This window comes from Egicoccus sp. AB-alg2 (assembly GCF_041821065.1).
Taxonomy (GTDB): Bacteria; Actinomycetota; Nitriliruptoria; order Nitriliruptorales; family Nitriliruptoraceae; genus Egicoccus.
In genome coordinates this window covers 114326-129088 of record NZ_JBGUAX010000006.1, presented here as the reverse complement: position 1 = coordinate 129088, position 14763 = coordinate 114326, and the positions used below count along the sequence as shown (strand labels likewise).

Annotated in this window: 13 protein-coding genes; 6 read left to right on the top strand and 7 right to left on the bottom strand. The window is 74.0% G+C overall.

What is annotated here, in order from left to right; genetic code table 11:
- Window positions 1–51: 51 nt before the first annotated feature.
- Window positions 52–501: a rhodanese-like domain-containing protein gene (locus ACERM0_RS12870; protein WP_373679009.1), complete on the top strand. Its 450-nt coding sequence runs from the start codon at window positions 52–54 to the stop codon at window positions 499–501.
- On the opposite strand, the gene ACERM0_RS12865 is transcribed toward ACERM0_RS12870, so the two are convergent.
- The 3 genes from ACERM0_RS12865 to ACERM0_RS12855 all read right to left on the bottom strand — a co-directional run bounded on the left by ACERM0_RS12865 (window position 481) and on the right by ACERM0_RS12855 (window position 3512).
- Complete coding sequence (locus ACERM0_RS12865; RefSeq protein ID WP_373679008.1) at window positions 481–1707, bottom strand: nitrate/nitrite transporter; 1227 nt, start codon at window positions 1705–1707, stop codon at window positions 481–483. The two genes, ACERM0_RS12870 and ACERM0_RS12865, sit on opposite strands and share 21 nt — an antisense overlap.
- Before the next feature lie 162 nt (window positions 1708–1869).
- Window positions 1870–2910, bottom strand: a complete 1041-nt coding sequence (locus ACERM0_RS12860) for a zinc-dependent alcohol dehydrogenase family protein (protein ID WP_373679007.1) — start codon at window positions 2908–2910, stop codon at window positions 1870–1872.
- A 134-nt stretch (window positions 2911–3044) separates the two neighbouring features.
- Window positions 3045–3512, bottom strand: coding sequence for an adenylate cyclase (locus ACERM0_RS12855; RefSeq protein WP_373679006.1), 468 nt, complete (start codon window positions 3510–3512; stop codon window positions 3045–3047).
- Window positions 3513–3551: 39 nt separating this feature from the next.
- On the opposite strand from ACERM0_RS12855, the gene ACERM0_RS12850 reads away from it, so the two are divergent.
- Complete coding sequence (locus tag ACERM0_RS12850) at window positions 3552–4499, top strand: CHAD domain-containing protein (protein ID WP_373679005.1); 948 nt, start codon at window positions 3552–3554, stop codon at window positions 4497–4499.
- Between the two features lie 78 nt (window positions 4500–4577).
- On the opposite strand, the gene ACERM0_RS12845 is transcribed toward ACERM0_RS12850, so the two are convergent.
- The gene (locus ACERM0_RS12845; protein WP_373679004.1) at window positions 4578–6008 is read right to left on the bottom strand and encodes a S8 family serine peptidase; all 1431 of its coding nucleotides are present in this window, start codon (window positions 6006–6008) and stop codon (window positions 4578–4580) included.
- Between the two features lie 52 nt (window positions 6009–6060).
- Here ACERM0_RS12845 and ACERM0_RS12840 point away from each other — a divergent pair, with 52 nt between their 5' ends.
- The 4 genes from ACERM0_RS12840 to ligD all read left to right on the top strand — a co-directional run bounded on the left by ACERM0_RS12840 (window position 6061) and on the right by ligD (window position 11272).
- Window positions 6061–8751 (top strand): CHAT domain-containing protein, encoded by a 2691-nt coding sequence (locus ACERM0_RS12840; RefSeq protein WP_373679003.1) that lies wholly within the window; start codon window positions 6061–6063, stop codon window positions 8749–8751.
- Window positions 8752–8825: 74 nt separating this feature from the next.
- A complete protein-coding gene (locus tag ACERM0_RS12835) occupies window positions 8826–9401 on the top strand; it encodes an RNA polymerase sigma factor (RefSeq protein WP_373679002.1) in 576 nt (191 codons plus the stop codon).
- 17 nt (window positions 9402–9418) lie between these two features.
- Complete coding sequence (locus ACERM0_RS12830; RefSeq protein ID WP_373679001.1) at window positions 9419–9898, top strand: hypothetical protein; 480 nt, start codon at window positions 9419–9421, stop codon at window positions 9896–9898.
- A 357-nt stretch (window positions 9899–10255) separates the two neighbouring features.
- Complete coding sequence (ligD, locus tag ACERM0_RS12825) at window positions 10256–11272, top strand: non-homologous end-joining DNA ligase (protein ID WP_373679000.1); 1017 nt, start codon at window positions 10256–10258, stop codon at window positions 11270–11272.
- Between the two features lie 517 nt (window positions 11273–11789).
- Here the strand turns inward: ligD and ACERM0_RS12820 are convergent.
- The 3 genes from ACERM0_RS12820 to ACERM0_RS12810 form a co-directional block, all read right to left on the bottom strand.
- Complete coding sequence (locus ACERM0_RS12820) at window positions 11790–12062, bottom strand: GlsB/YeaQ/YmgE family stress response membrane protein (RefSeq protein WP_373678999.1); 273 nt, start codon at window positions 12060–12062, stop codon at window positions 11790–11792.
- Between the two features lie 134 nt (window positions 12063–12196).
- Window positions 12197–13324 carry a methyltransferase domain-containing protein gene (locus ACERM0_RS12815; RefSeq protein WP_373678998.1) on the bottom strand — a complete coding sequence of 376 codons (1128 nt, stop codon included), beginning with the start codon at window positions 13322–13324 and terminating at the stop codon, window positions 12197–12199.
- Window positions 13325–13440: 116 nt separating this feature from the next.
- Entirely contained in the window at window positions 13441–14724 is a 1284-nt protein-coding gene (locus ACERM0_RS12810) for an O-acetylhomoserine aminocarboxypropyltransferase/cysteine synthase family protein (RefSeq protein WP_373678997.1), read from the bottom strand.
- Window positions 14725–14763 lie beyond the last annotated feature (39 nt).

Here is a 14763-nt window from a genome sequence, read left to right as displayed (position 1 = left end):
GGTCGTGACAGCGTTCCTTCCGCCCTTTCACCATCTCTGGAAGGAGCCCCCATGGCTGCGACCGCGGCCGACCTGGTCGCCGACGCCACCGCACGCATCCGCAACCTGACGCCGGCGCAGGTCGAGGCCCACCTGCTGGCTCGCGACGCGATCCTGCTGGACGTGCGCGAGCCCGACGAGCTCGCGGAGCACGGCAGGGTCGCCGATGCCGTGCACGTGCCCCGCGGCCAACTCGAGTTCGCGGCCGATCCGACCAGCCCGCTGCACCATCCGGCGCTGGATCCCGCCTGGCGGACGATCGTGTACTGCTGGCTCGGCAGCCGTTCGGCGCTGTCCGTGCTGGCCCTGGAATCGCTGGGCTACCGCGACGTCGCCCACCTCGACGGCGGGCTGCGCGCGTGGGCCGCCGCGGGGCTGCCCGTCGTCGGCCTGGCCGGCTGGCACCTCGACGCCGCTGCGGGGACGACTGCCCGGGGACGCTCAGCCGGCGAGGGCTGGTGAACCGGCCCGCTGCCGGCGGGCCAGGGCACGCATGGCGGCCGTCCCGAGCAGCGGACCGGGCGTCAGGACCAGGAAGGCCCAGCGCCAGCCGGCGGCGTCGACCAGCACCGGGATGAGCCAGATCGTCGCGACCGTCAGCGTGAACCCGAGCGCGAGTTGCAGGGTGACGGCGGTGCCGACGTAGCGCTGGTCGGCCAACTCGGTGACCAGGGTGGAGAACTGTGCGGAGTCGGCCACGACCCAGAATCCCCAGAACAACACCAGGCCGACGACCAGGGCCGGGGGGCCGCCGAAGACCACGCCGGCGGCCGCGGCGGCGCCGCCGGAGGCCAGCATCGCCAGGGACGTGAGCCACGCGCGCCCCCGACGGTCCCCGAGCACGCCGCCGGCGACGCAGCCGAGCGCGCCGATCCCGATGGCGGCGAACGCGGCCAGCGACGCGGCGGTCTCGGGCCGGCGCAGACCGGACAGCTCGAACGATGCGGTCAGGTACACGGCCACCCACGCCCACATCGCGTAGAGCTCCCACATGTGACCGAAATAGCCGTACGACGCCAGCCGGACGTCCCGGTCGGCCAAGACCCGCAACGCCAGCCGGGGGTCGAATCGTGCCCGCGGGAACGGGTAGGGGCCGTCACGGGCGACCAGCGCCAGCACGGCACCGACCAGCGTGGTCGCCGAGGTCGCCGTCACCACGACGCGCCAGTCGAGCCCGCCCACCGCCCGCACCAGGTGCGGGAGGGCCGAGCCGAGCGTCAGGGCCCCGACCATCACGCCCAGGGCCAGGCCGCGCTGACGGCGGAACCACGTCGCCATGGCCTTCATGGCGGGCGGGTAGACGCCCGCCAGGAACACCCCGGTCAGGAAGCGCAGGGCGATCGCGGGACCGGCCGAACCGACCGCCAGCAGCCCGAGATTGGCCAGGGCCGCACCCACGGCCGCGACGGCCACCACGCGCCGCGGGAGGAACACGTCCGCCAGCGACAGTGCGGCACTGACGACCGCCCCGACGACGAAGCCCAACTGCACGGCGATGGTCAGCATGGACGCCGCCGCCGGGGTCAGCTGCCACAGCTCCTGCACGTCGGTGACGACGGCCGACGCGGAGAACCACGTGCTCATGGCGAGCAGCTCGGCCGTGCCGAGGATGGCCAGCGCGCCCCACCGGCCCGGCGGGTCGACGGTCTGAGCCGGCGCCGCCGTCACGGGCGCGACCGGCGTACCGACGCCCGCGCGCCCACGGCGCCTCCTCCACCTCGCGACCCGAGCGTCACGCATCCTCGCAGATGCGTGGCCGACGCGTCGGGACGCGGAGGGCCGGTGACGTCGCGGCGCCCGGGTGAGGGCGCCGCGACGCGGCCGCTGGCGTCAGGCGGTCAGCACGACCTTCAGCGAACCGGTCTCGCCCGCCCGGGCGAACACGTCGTAGGCCTCGAGGAAGTCGCTCATCGGGAAGCGGTGCGTGATGAACGGCGACGGATCGATCTGCCCGGCCGCGATCAGCCGCAGCAACGTGGGCGTGGAGTAGGTGTCGACGAGCCCCGTGGTCACCGTCACGTTGCGGATCCACAGGTCCTCGAGGTGCAGGGTGGCGGGTGCGCCGTGGACGCCGACGTTGGCCACGCGACCCCCGGGACGGATCAGTCGGGCGCACAGTTCGAAGGTCTCCGGGATGCCGACGGCCTCGATCGCGACGTCGGCGCCCAACCCGTCGGTCATCTGCAGGACGTGCTCGAGCGCGTTCTCCTGCTGGCTGTTGATCGTGGTCGTCGCACCGAAGCGCTTGGCGGCCTCCAGGCGCGCGTCGACGAGATCGATGGCGACGATCTCGCTCGGGGAGAGCAGTCGTGCGGTCATGATCGCGGCCAGCCCGATCGGTCCGGCGCCGACCACGGCGATGACCGAGCCGGGGGCGACCTGACCATTGAGCACCCCCACCTCGTAGCCGGTGGGCAGGATGTCGGCCAGCATCAGCGTGGCCTCGTCGCTGACGCCGTCGGGGACGGGGTAGGTGGACGTGTCGGCGAAGGGCACGCGGACCCGCTCGGCCTGCGTGCCATCGATGAGGTGGCCGAGGATCCAGCCGCCGCCGCCTCGGCACTGGCCGTAGCTGGCACGGCGGCAGTAGTCGCAGCGGCCGCAGGCGCTGATGCAGGAGACCAGCACACGGTCGCCGACCGCGACGTTCTTGACCCCGGCCCCGATCTCCTCGACGGTGCCGATGGCTTCGTGCCCGAGGATCCGGCCGTCGGTCACCGCGGGCACGTCGCCCTTGAGGATGTGCAGGTCCGTGCCACAGATGGTGACGGCGTCGACCCGGACGACGGCGTCGGTGTCGTCGACGATCTGCGGGTCCGGCACGTCCTCCCAGCGCTTGTCCCCGGGGCCGTGATAGACGATCGCTTTCACCAGGAGGCTCCTTGGTTCCGACCGGTTCGGACGAACCGGTCTCCCGACCATCCGCCCGCCTGCGCGCCGGCTGCCAGGGCGCGATGTCCCCTCCGCGTGTGACCATCGCCCGTCGTCGGTGCGGCCAGTGATGGTCAGTCGGGACGCCCGTGGCGGGCGAGGCTGCCGTTGCCCCAGCGCGGGTCGCCGGTCACTTCGCGGCCGAACCAGGCCGGCGGCACGAACGCGTGCGCGTCCGGCTCCGACGCGAACTCCACCTCGATGCGGCACAGGCCCGCGAGGCGCGCGTCGGTGAACACGTCGACGTCGGCCACCAGCCCGTCGACGGGGACCCGGTAGCGGACCTTCTCGAGCCGCCGGCCCGCCGTGTGCTCCCACAGCAGTTCGGCCTCGTCGGCCGGGACGGGCAGCTCGATCTCCGTGCGCCGCAGTCCGCGGCCGAGCTTGATGGTCAAGGTGGCCGCCCCCGGCTGGATCCGGATCCGAATCTCGGTGTCGGTGTCACGACCGACGTAGCCTTGACGCAGTGGCAGGCCGGCACCGAGCAGCGCCGCGTCGGGGACGCGTGGCGCCACGAATGCCCGCTCGATCTCGACCGCCATGCGCGCATCGTGCCCCATGGCCTGCCAGGTGGGCGAGAGATGGGGAAGACCTTCGGCCACGGCGACCGCCGGCGACCGGCGCTGCCCGGTTACCGCAGCGCGCTGCGGCGACTGGCCGACACGATCGAGGCCACCTGGCACGGGCTCGAGGACGACGATCCCGAGGTGTTGCACGACCTCCGGGTGGCCAGTCGCCGGACCCGGTCCCTGCTGGCGGCGGGTCGGCGGGTCCTGCCCGCGATCGTGCGCCGCGACCAGGCCGAGGCCTTGCGATGGCTCGGCCGGGTGACCGGGCCGGCCCGCGACCTGGACGTCCAGCGCGTCCGCTGGCCGGTACCGACCGACGAGGCGTCGGACGCCGAGGTGGCCGCGCTGGCGCAGGTCGGCGAGCTGCTCGAGCGTCGTCGCACCGCCACCCGACGGGCCGCCGCCGAGGCGCTGGCCTCGCCCCGTGGCAACCAGCTGCGTCGGGACTGGCGGGCCTGGCTCGATCTGCCCGACGCGTGGGTGCGGGGTGGCCGCGACGCCGATGCGCCGCTGGGCCGGGTCGCCGCCGAACGCATCGAGGGCGCCCAACAGCGGGTGCTGCAGCGCGGACGTGCGCTCACGAGCGCGGCGCCCGGCAGCGAACTGCACCGGCTGCGCAGGGACGCCAAACGCCTGCGCTACCTCCTCGACGCCTTCGGTGGCCTGGGCGGGCGCAGCCGCAGCCGGGCGATCGTCGCTGCGCTGCGGGAGCTGCAGGACGTCCTCGGTGCCCACCAGGACGCCGAGGTGGCAGCGGCCTGGCTGCGTGGGCTGCGCACGGACGGGCACGGCGGCCCGGGCGCGGGGGCGGACCTGCCCGAGGCGGCGCTCGACCGGATGCTCGTCGAACTGGACCTGCAGCGTGACGCGGCCCGCGCCGCGTTCGCCGTTCGGTTCGAGGCCTGGTCGGACGCCGCGGCCCGTGCCCGGCTGCAGGCCCTGCTCGCGCGCATGCGCTGAGGGGCCGCCGCCGGCGCGGTGTCCGACGGCAGAACGTCCGATGCCGCAGGCCCGGCTCGGCACGGCCGGGAAGCCTCCTCACACGAGGTTGACGAGCGTGCCCAGGTTCGGCATCCGGTACAGGCCGTGTGCGTGGACGACGCGTCGGGCCGCCTCGCGGGGGCTGGCTCCGGTCGCCACCATCTCCCGCGCGATCGCGGCCACGACCTTCGGCGCCGCGAACGACGTGCCCGACCAGCTCGCCCACCCTTCGAAGCGTTCGTGGGTCCGGCCGCGCACCTTCACCCCGTCGTGGTGCAGGAAGGTGCTGACCACGTCGACGCCCGGTGCGCAGGCGTCGACCCAGTGGCCCCAGTTGGTGAACCACGCCGGCTGGCCGCCGTCCGACAGCGCGCCGACCGCGATCACCCCGTCGAAGGCGGCCGGCCAGCTCGGGCGGCAGGTGCCGTCGTTGCCCGCCGAGGCCACGACGACCGTCTCGTCGTCCGGGCCCACGTGCCGGCGCAGGATGTCGCGCATCGCCGCCGGCGGCTCATCGTGTTCCGAGTAGCCTCCGAACGAGAGGTTGATCAGGCAGGGGCGGCCCTCCGCGAGCACCTCGCCCAGCGCGGCCGCCATCGTGAAGTCGTCGCCGTCACCGAAGCTCGACATCGCGCCCTCGCAGCGGATCTCGGCGCTCGGGCACAGCCGCGCCAGGATCCCGGCGATGAATGTCCCGTGGCCCGCCGCCCGGTCCAGGAAACCGTCCTCGTTCTCGTCGGGGATGTCCTCGTCGCATCGCGGGTCGTGGTCCAACGGCGACAGCCGCCAGGTCTCCGGCATGGGTGAGTGCGCGCGCAGCGCGGCGTGTCGCACCGTGCGGGTGGTGCCGGGCACGTAGGGCTCCGACGACGGCTCGCCGTCCGTCTGCAAACCCGTGTCGAGGACCGCGATGAGCGGACCGCCGCCTTCCTGCCGCTGCCAGGCCGGCAACGGGGTGGCAGCGATGGCGGTCGACACGGCTTGGACGGGGTTGCCCTGGTAGGCGGGGTTGCCTTGGTAGGCGGGGTTGCCTTGGTAGGCGGGGTTGCCTTGGTAGGCGGGGTTGCCTTGGTAGGCGGGGTTGCCTTGGTAGGCGGGGTTGCCTTGGTAGGCGGGGTTGCCCTGGTAGGCCGGATTGGCCGACCACGTCGGGCCGACGCCGCTGAAGACGACGTGGTTCAGTCGTGCCGGCACCCCGCGATCGCACAGTTCCCGTTCCACGTCGCAGGCCTGTTCGACCCGCACCCGCACGATGGCGCCGTCGGATGCCTCCAGTGGCTCCGCGTCCGCGAGCAGCCGCCGGTCGCGGAAGGTGCGGGAGCGTTCGGCCGCCCGGACCTGTCCCGCCGGCAGCAGGAGTTGGTCGCGGCGGTAGGCGAAGGGTGTGGCGCCACCGCCGATCTGTATGTCGCGGCGGCGGAACTCCTCGCGCACCTCGAGCGGCAGCCCGCCCTCGCCACCAGCTCGCCCCTCAGGTCCTTCGGCCATGGTCGTCCCCAATCTTCGCCGGCCCCTCGGCTCCGGGCCCTACTCTGCCACCATGACGCCCCCGCGTGCGGCCGATGCGGCCATCGAGGACCTGATCGACGCCGCGATCGCGGACCCGATCGGGGTGCGCGACCGTGCGCCCGCCCTGCTGGCGAACCACACCGGCGACCCCAGCAAGGTCGTCCGCATCCGGTGGGCGCTCGGCCTGGCGCTGCGCGAGTTGGGCGAGCTCACCGACGCCCGGCGCGAGTTGCAGGCCGCCGCCGCAGTCGCCGATGGCCTTCCCGACGCGCCGACCGCCGCGCTCGTCCGGTCGAGCTTGGCGCTCGTGCTGCTCCACCTGGGCGACGGGGAGGCGGCCCTGGCACAGACCGTGGCGGCCGCCGACGACCTCGTCGACGAGGCCGACGCAGCACGGAACGAGATGCAGCGCGGTCTGATCCTGCAGCGCCTGGGCCGCCATGAGCAGGCCGTGGCCGCCTACGACGTGGCCGAGCCGGCTCTGCGTCGCACCGGCGACCACGCCGCCCTCGCCCGGCTGCTCAGCAACCGGGGGGTCCTGCACGCCTATGCGGGCACGCTGGGGCCCGCCACCGGCGACCTCGAGGAATCCGTCGCGCTCGCCAGGCGCCTCGGCGCCACCCGCGGCGCGGCGTTCGCGCTCCAGAACCTCGGCTTCGTCGCCGGCCGCGCCGGCCGGTTGCTGGAAGGTCTGCAGCGGCTGGAGGAGGCGGACCGTCTGCTGCGCCAGGTCGACGAGGACGCACCGACCCTGGCCGTGCTGGACATGGACCGCGCCGAGGTGCTGGCCGACACCGGGCTGCTCGACGAGGCGCTCGAACGCGCGGTGGCCGCCGCGGCGGCGTTCGAGGACGTCGACGACCAGACCAACCTCGCCGAGGCCGAGCTGCTGGTGGCGCGGCTGCGGCTCCTGGCCGGCCACCCGGTGGCCGCCGCGTCGCTCGCGGAGCAGGCCCGGGCCCGCTTCGCCGCCGCGCACCGCGACGGCTGGGAGCTGCAGGCCCGCTACGTCGCGATGGCGGCGCGAGCCCGCGACGGGGCGGTGGTGGACGCCGCCGCAGCGGGGCGCCTCGCGGACGAGCTCGCCGCCGGCGGCTGGCAGACCGAGGCGCGCGTCGCTCGCCTCCTCGCCGCGCGCCACGCCCTGGAGGCGGGTGATCCCGCGGGCGCGGAGTCGCACCTGGCGCGGGTCCGGGACGGAGCACGGCGCGCGCCCGCCCTCGCCCGCGCGCAGCACTGGTACGCGACCGCGTTGCTGCGTCGCCACCACGGCGACGCGGGCGGTGCCCGCCGCGCCGTCGCCGCCGGCCTGGCGGCGCTGCACCGCTCGCGCCTCGTCTTCGGTTCGGCCGAACTCCGTGCGCACGCGGCCCGCCACACCACCGAGCTCGTCGAGCTGGGAGTCCGCCTGGCGCTGCAGGCCGGTCGGCCAGCCGACGCGCTGCGGGCACTGGACGCGGTCCGGGCCATGGACCTCGCTGTGCCGCCGCGGCCACCTGCCGATCCGGAACTGGCCGACCTGCTCGGGCAGCTGCGGCGTCTGCACGCGGACGAGCAGGACGCCGCACGTTCGGGTGACGGCGTCGAAGCGGCGCGCCGCCTGCGTGCCGACGTCGAACGACGCATCCGCGATCGCGCCCGCCTGCTGGCGCACGAGACCGCTGGCGTTGCGGCGCCATCGCTGGACGTCGGTGAGCTGGGCCGCACCCTGGCCGGGCGCACACTCGTCGCGTACCTGAACCTCGACGACCGACTGCACCTGCTGACCGTGACCGGACGGGACACCCGCCACGTGCCGCTCGGCCCGATCGAGGAGGTGCGCACCGGCATCGTCCACCTGCGTTCGGCGCTCCGCCGGCTGGCGCACGGGCGCGGCAGTACGGCGGCGCTGGCCGCCGCCGACGCGTCCATCGCCCGCTCCGTGGACGACCTGCTCGCACGTCTCGGCCTCGACCGGGTCCCGCCGGAGGGGCTGGTCGTGGTCCCCACCGGCGCACTCGACGGTCTGCCCTGGGGGGCGCTCGTGCCCGCGTTGGGGCAGGGCCCGGAGATCGCCCCGTCGGCACTGGGCTGGCTGGCCGCGGCCCGACGGGGCGAGGCGGGCGGGCCTGACGTGCTGGTCGCCGGACCGGGCCTGCCGGGCGCCGCCGAGGAGGTGGCCGAACTGGCCGCACGGTTGCCGGGCGCCCGCGTGCTGACCGGTTCCGATGCGACCGCCGCGGCCGTGCTGCAGGCGATGGAGGGGGCCGGGACGGTGCACCTCGCCGCCCACGGACGCTTCCGTGCCGACAACCCGCTGTTCTCCGAGCTGCGTCTGGCCGACGGCCCCCTGACCGTCTACGAACTGGAGGGTTTGCGTCGCGCCCCCGCGACGCTGGTGCTGCCCAGTTGCGAGGCGGCCGCCTCGGCCACGCTCGCCGGCGATGCCGTCCTCGGGCTGGGCAGCGTGCTGCTCCGCCTGGGCGTGCGCACCCTGGTGGCTCCCGTGCTGGAGATCCCCGACGCTGCCACGCGGCCGTTGATGGTGGACCTCCACGCTCGGCGGGCAGCCGGCGCGACACCGGCGGCCGCGCTCGGCGCCGCGGTGGCCGACGCGGCCGACGCGACGCCGCGACAACGGGCGGTCCGCAGTTCCTTCGCGCTGTTCGGCGCCTCGGACGTCGGCACCGGCGGCGCTGGCACCGGCGGCGCTGGCACCGGCGGGAGCGTCCCCGGTTGGTAGCGTGCCCGCCGGCGCGTCGCCGGGGCCACGAGCGAGCCGCGCCGGACGACGTCACACGACCGGAGGGCAGGCGCGTGGACCGGGCAGAGGTCGAGGCGCTCGTGCGTGCGGCCGGCACCGGCGACCAGGGGGCTTACGACCGCCTCGTCGAACGCTTCTCCGGGCTGGTCTGGGCGGTCGTGCGCAGCCACCGGCTGGCCGACGCGGACGCGCAGGACGCCTTCCAGACGACCTGGCTACGGCTGGTCGAGCACCTCGACCGGCTGCGCGACCCCCGCGCCGTCGGTGGGTGGCTGGCGACCACGGCCCGGCACGAGTCGCTGCGTCTGCTGCGCGACGCCGACCGGGTCCGGCCCGCCGAGGCCGAGGACCTCGACCGGGCGCAGGACGTCCTGCCCGTCGGGGACGAGATGATCCTGTGCGACGAGCGCGACGCCGAGCTGTGGTCCGCCGTGGGGGAGCTCGGCCAGCGCTGCCGGTCACTGCTGCGGGTGCTGATGGCGGATCCGGCGCCCAGCTACCAGGAGGTCGCCGCCGCCCTGGGCATCCCCATCGGCAGCATCGGCCCGACCCGCGGCCGTTGCCTCGAGCGGCTGCGTGTGTCCCTGCGCGCACGAGGTATCACCGCCGCCTACGGCCACTCCGGCTGACGACGGGGAGGCAGGCCGTGAACCAGCACCAGGACGAGCGCGACCGCGAGGCCGCCGACGAGGCGCTGCTCGCGGAACTGCGCCGGGTCGCGCGATCGCTCGACCCGGTGCCGGCCGACGCCGTGCTGGCGGCGCGATCTGCGCTGGCCCACCTGCGTCTGGACGCCGAGCTGGCGGAGCTGGTGCACGACTCCGAGACGGCCCCCGAGCCGGTCGGCGTGCGCGGTCAGGGGACGTCCCGGCAGTTGAGCTTCCAGGCCGGCATCGTGGAGATCGATCTGGAGATCCTCGTGGAGGGCGAGCGTCGTCGCCTCGTGGGCCAGTGCGTGCCGGCGACCGCGCTGGAGATCACGGTCCGCCAGCCGCAGGGGGAGCGGTCCACGGTGACCGACGACCTCGGCCGGTTCGTCGTCGAGGTGCCGCCCGGCCCCGTCAGCCTGCGCTGCGCCTGGCCCCACACCGAGCAGGTGATCGAGACGGCGTGGGTGCGCGTCTGAGCCGCCCTGCTTTGCGCGTCCACCGCGCACCGCGAGCCGGCTCGTATCAGTCGTCGGCCGCGGCGCTCTGGATACGCGAGGCACCACGGGGACGCCGCGGACACGGCGGGTGCCGGAGCGAAGCACCACGGGGGGCGGGTCGGCGGTCGGGGGGCCGTACGACCCGAGCTCCCGATCGCGGGGACCGATCGGGAACGACAGGGCCGGGGCGCGGCAAGCGCCCCGGCCCTTTCTCCACGTCCGTCCCACCCGCCCACGCCGTTCTTCGCACCGGCGCGATGAGTTCATCCGGCCCCGGTCGTCAGTCGTCTCGCGGGCGGCCGACGCCGGCCGCCAGGAGCGCGTACGGTGCCGACCATGGGTACGACGGACGACGGCGTGGTGCTGGACCTCGACGGACACGAGGTCACGATCTCTAGCCCGGACAAGGTCTTCTTCGACGCGCGCGGCGAGACCAAGCTCGACCTCGTGCGCTACTACGAAGCGGTCGCCGAGCCGTTGCTGGCCGCCATGGGTGGGCGCCCCGTGCTGCTGCAGCGCTATCCCAACGGCGCGAGCGGTTCCAACTTCTTCCAGAAGCGCGTCCCGAAGAACGCGCCCACCTGGCTGACCACCACCACGGTCAGCACGGTCAACGGCACCACGTCGGAGGCGCTCGTCGCCGCCGACGTCGCCCACGTGGCGTGGGCGGTCAATCTCGGCTGCCTCGGCTTCCACGTGTGGCCGCTGCGCGCCGACGACCCCGACCACGCCGACGAGTTGCGCCTCGACCTCGACCCGCAGCCGGGCACCGACTTCGACCTCGCACGGGCGGCGGCCCGGGAACTGCGTGCCCTGCTCGAGGAGCTCGGGCTGACCGGCTACCCCAAGACGACCGGCAAGCGGGGCATCCACGTCTACGTGCGTCTGGAGCCGCGCTGGGATTCCTACCAGGTCCGCCACGCCGCGGTCGCGGTCGCTCGCGAGCTCGAACGGCGGCGCCCCGACCTGCTCACCGCCGCGTGGTGGAAGGAGGAACGCGGGCAGCGAATCTTCGTGGATTACAACCAGAACGCGCCCCACAAGACCGTCTTCGGGGCCTGGTGCGTGCGTGCCCGCCCGGGCGGGCAGGTGTCGACGCCGTTCGCCTGGGAGGAGCTCGACGACATCGATCCCGACGAGCTCACGATCGCGAGCGTGCCGGCCCGGGTGGCCGAGCAGGGCGACCCGTGGGCGCAGATGTACGCGCAGCCGCAGTCGTTGGCGCCGCTGTTGGCCATGCACGAGCGTGACCGCGCCGAGGGCCTGCTCGACGCGCCGTGGCCGCCGGTCTATCCGAAGATGCCCGACGAGCCGCCGCGTGTCGCACCCAGCCGGGCGAAGCAGCCCGACTGAGCACGATCACGCGGCATTCGGCTCAGGCGTCGATCGACCGCCGGTAGCGCACCACGCCCGGCTCCGGCGGGGTGTCGGGCACGAAGCCGTTCTTCTCCAGCACCCGCTGCGATGCCCGCAGTTCGGGCAGCGTGTGGCACGACGGAGTAGCCGATCTCCACGATGCCGTGCTCGGGTGGCCCCGCGTAGCCGGCCGTCCCGGCCACCGTCGGGCGGCCTGCGTCGACGGTCACGAGGTGGTGGTGCCACCATCCGGCGTGTCGACGACCGTCGGCGAGTTGCGCGCGGAAGTGGCGCAGCGTGTCGGCGTCGTGGTGCTCCGGCGGCCAGTCCGCGGGAAGGACGGCACCGAGCCGACGCGCGAACGCCCGCGGGTCGCGGAGTTCGACGTCGGCGAGTTCGACGGTGCCGCCATGGCGGCTCCTGGTCTCTCCGAACGGACGACACCCACCCTGGCGGAGGGTGTCGCCCCGCCGGCGCGCCCGCGACGGGCGCCCCGGCTCGATGGTGGCGCGGATCAGGTCACGCGACGTCCGCGCCCGACGAAGGCGCGGTAGATCAGCAGCAGGATCACCGAACCGATGATGGCCGCGAGCCAGGTGCTGATGCTGAAGAACTGGTCCACGGGGTTGGTACCGAACAGCGCCCCGCCGAGGAACCCGCCGATCAGGGCGCCCACGACGCCGATCAGCATGGTCACGAGGATGCCGCCGGGGTCGTCACCCGGCAGGATGGCCTTGGCGATCGCACCGGCGAGCAGGCCCAGGATCAAGAACGCGATGATGCCCATCGAGACCTCCTGTGAGGCAGGCGAACGTGCGTCCGGATTCGACCAGTCTCCGTCCGCCGGTCGACGCCGTCCATGGACATCCGCCGCTGTCCGCCCGGCCGTCGACGTGCGTCGGGTAGCCGGCCGTCGTCGTGTCAGGGGTCGAGCCGGTACAGGCGGAAGAAGCCACCGTCGACGTCGACCACCTCGATGCCTCGGTAGCCCGCCTGCCGGGCCAGTTCACGCACGGTGCCCGGCCGGATCGCGGTCCCGACGGCGGCCGAGCCGGGCTCGACCCGCGACGCCGGCAGGCAGTGGCTGACCGACCAGCCGAACATCATGCGCTCGAGTTCGTCGCCCGGTGCGACGAACCGTTCGGCGACGGCTTCGTCGGCCACCAGCACCGCGCCGTCCGTGCGCAGCGCGGCTCGGCACGCACGCAGCACCTCGACGGGATGTGACAGGTCGTGGAGCGCCTCGAGCACCAGCACGACGTCGAAGGGGCCCCGTGCGGGCAGCATCTTGGCATCCTCGGCGAGGAAGGTGACCTCGACCTGCGCCGCGCGTGCATGTTCGCGGGCTTCGTCGACGGAGGCACGATCGGCATCGACCCCGACCACGATGGCGCGCGGGTAGTGCCGTGCCACGGCGATCGCGGCCCAGCCGTGCCCGCACCCGACGTCGGCCACGCGCGCACCGGCTCGCCGCAGGCGTTCGTCCAGGTCGGCGGCGGGCAACCAGGTCCGCACCAGGTCGGTGAGGAAGGCGGGACGGTTGATGGCGCCCTGCCCCTGTCGGAACGCCGTCCCGTAGCGGTGATAGGGCACGCCGCCGCCGGTGCGGTAGGCGTCGACCACCTCCTCGAGGGTGGCGGCGATCCCCACCAGCATGTCGGCGAAGGGCGCCACGTGTGCGGGGTCCTCCGGGTCCAACAGGGCGGCGCGGTGCCCGTCGGGCAGCGCGTAACGGCGTTCGTCGGCTGGGTGCGTGGGCTCGTCGACGCCGAGGATGCCGGCCACGGCCTGCTGTTCCAGCCACTCACGGGCGTACCGGGCGTCGATGCCGACCCGGGCCGCCAGTTCCCGGACCGTCATGGGCCCGTGGTCGCGCAGCGCCTCGTAGAGGCCCAGTCTGCGGCCGAGATAGATCGAGAACAGTTCGAGCGTGCCGACCGTCGCCTGGAAGAGTCGTTCGTCGAGGGCGACGTCTGGAGCGGTGACCGTGGACGCCATGGCGTACTCCTCCGGTTCCTCCACCACCGGATGCGGCCGCGTGGCGGCCACGTTCCCGACTATCCGCGGTGGGCCGGCACGGGGCAACGCGGGTAGCGGGGCGGTTGTCCCGCACCGCGTCGCGCACGGGCCGGACCGCTGCGGAGCGGTCCGGCCGGGCCGGTCCGTCAGCCTGCGGCCGCCACCTCGAGCGCCTGGTCGATGTCGGCGAGGATGTCCTCGATGTGCTCGATGCCGACGCACAGACGGATCGCGTCGGCCCGCACGCCGGCGGACACCTGTTCGTCCTCGGTCAGCTGCCGGTGCGTCGTGGAAGCGGGGTGGGCCGCCAGCGAGCGCGTGTCCCCGATGTTGACCAGCCGCGTGAACAGTTCCAGGGCGTCGTAGAACCGCACGGCCGCGTCGTAGCCGCCACGCACGCCGAAGGTCAGCAGCGCGGAGGGTCGCCCGTCGGTGTAGCGCTGGGCCAGCTCGTGGTAGGGCGAGCTCGGCAGGCCGGCGTACTCCACGTAGCTGACCTGCGGGTGCTGCTCGAGGTGCCGGGCGACCGCCAGCGCGTTGTCGACGTGGCGCTCCATGCGCAGCGGCAGGGTCTGGATGCCCTGCAGGAGCTGCCAGGCGTTGAACGGGCTGATCGCCGAGCCGGTGTTGCGCAGCGGCACGGTTCGCGCCCGGCCGATGAAGGCCGCGTCGCCGAGGGCCTCGGTGTAGACCACGCCGTGGTAGGCCGGTTCGGGCTGGTTGAGCATCGGGAAGCGTTCCGCGTGCTCTGCCCACGGGAAGCGGCCGCTGTCCACGATCGCGCCACCGAGCGTCGTGCCGTGACCGCCGATGTACTTCGTCAGCGAGTGCACGACGATGTCCACGCCCCAGGTGATCGGCTTCAGCAGCACGGGGGTGGGCACGGTGGAATCGGCGATGACCGGGACGCCGTTGCGGTGGGCGACCTCCGCGATCGCCTCCAGGTCCGGGATGTTGCCGGCCGGGTTGCCGATCGTCTCCAGGAAGACCGCCTTGGTGCGCTCGTCGATGAGCTTCTCGATCGACTCCGGCGCGTCGTCGTCGGCGAAGCGGACGTCGATGCCCTGGGCCGGCAGCATGTGACGGAACAAGGTGTAGGTGCCGCCGTAGAGCAACGGGACGGTGACGATGTTGTCGCCGGCGGCGGCGATCGTCTGGACGGCGTAGGTGATGGCAGCCTGACCGGACGAGGTCACGAGCGCCGCGACGCCGCCCTCGAGCGCGGCCATTCGCTGCTCGAGCACGTCCTGCGTCGGGTTCATGATCCGGGTGTAGATGTTGCCGGGCACGGCGAGGTTGAACAGGTCCGCGCCGTGCTGCGCGTCGTCGAACTCGTAGGCGACCGTCTGGTAGATCGGGACCGCGACGGCCTTGGTGGTCGGGTCGGGCTCGTAGCCGGCGTGGACGGCCAGCGTCTCGTCGTGGGCCATGTGCAGCTGCCTTTCTCTGGCGCAGGGAACGGCGGGGGA

Bases quoted from the DNA above. Each gene is read 5' to 3' on its own strand.
- ACERM0_RS12870 (WP_373679009.1), top strand. From the start codon at position 52: ATGGCTGCGACCGCGGCCGACCTGGTCGCCGACGCCACCGCACGCATC.
- ACERM0_RS12855 (WP_373679006.1), bottom strand. From the start codon at position 3,512: ATGGCGGTCGAGATCGAGCGGGCATTCGTGGCGCCACGCGTCCCCGAC.
- ACERM0_RS12850 (WP_373679005.1), top strand. From the start codon at position 3,552: ATGGGGAAGACCTTCGGCCACGGCGACCGCCGGCGACCGGCGCTGCCC.
- ACERM0_RS12845 (WP_373679004.1), bottom strand. From the start codon at position 6,008: ATGGCCGAAGGACCTGAGGGGCGAGCTGGTGGCGAGGGCGGGCTGCCG.
- ACERM0_RS12840 (WP_373679003.1), top strand. From the start codon at position 6,061: ATGACGCCCCCGCGTGCGGCCGATGCGGCCATCGAGGACCTGATCGAC.
- ligD (WP_373679000.1), top strand. From the start codon at position 10,256: ATGGGTACGACGGACGACGGCGTGGTGCTGGACCTCGACGGACACGAG.
- ACERM0_RS12820 (WP_373678999.1), bottom strand. From the start codon at position 12,062: ATGGGCATCATCGCGTTCTTGATCCTGGGCCTGCTCGCCGGTGCGATC.
- ACERM0_RS12810 (WP_373678997.1), bottom strand. From the start codon at position 14,724: ATGGCCCACGACGAGACGCTGGCCGTCCACGCCGGCTACGAGCCCGAC.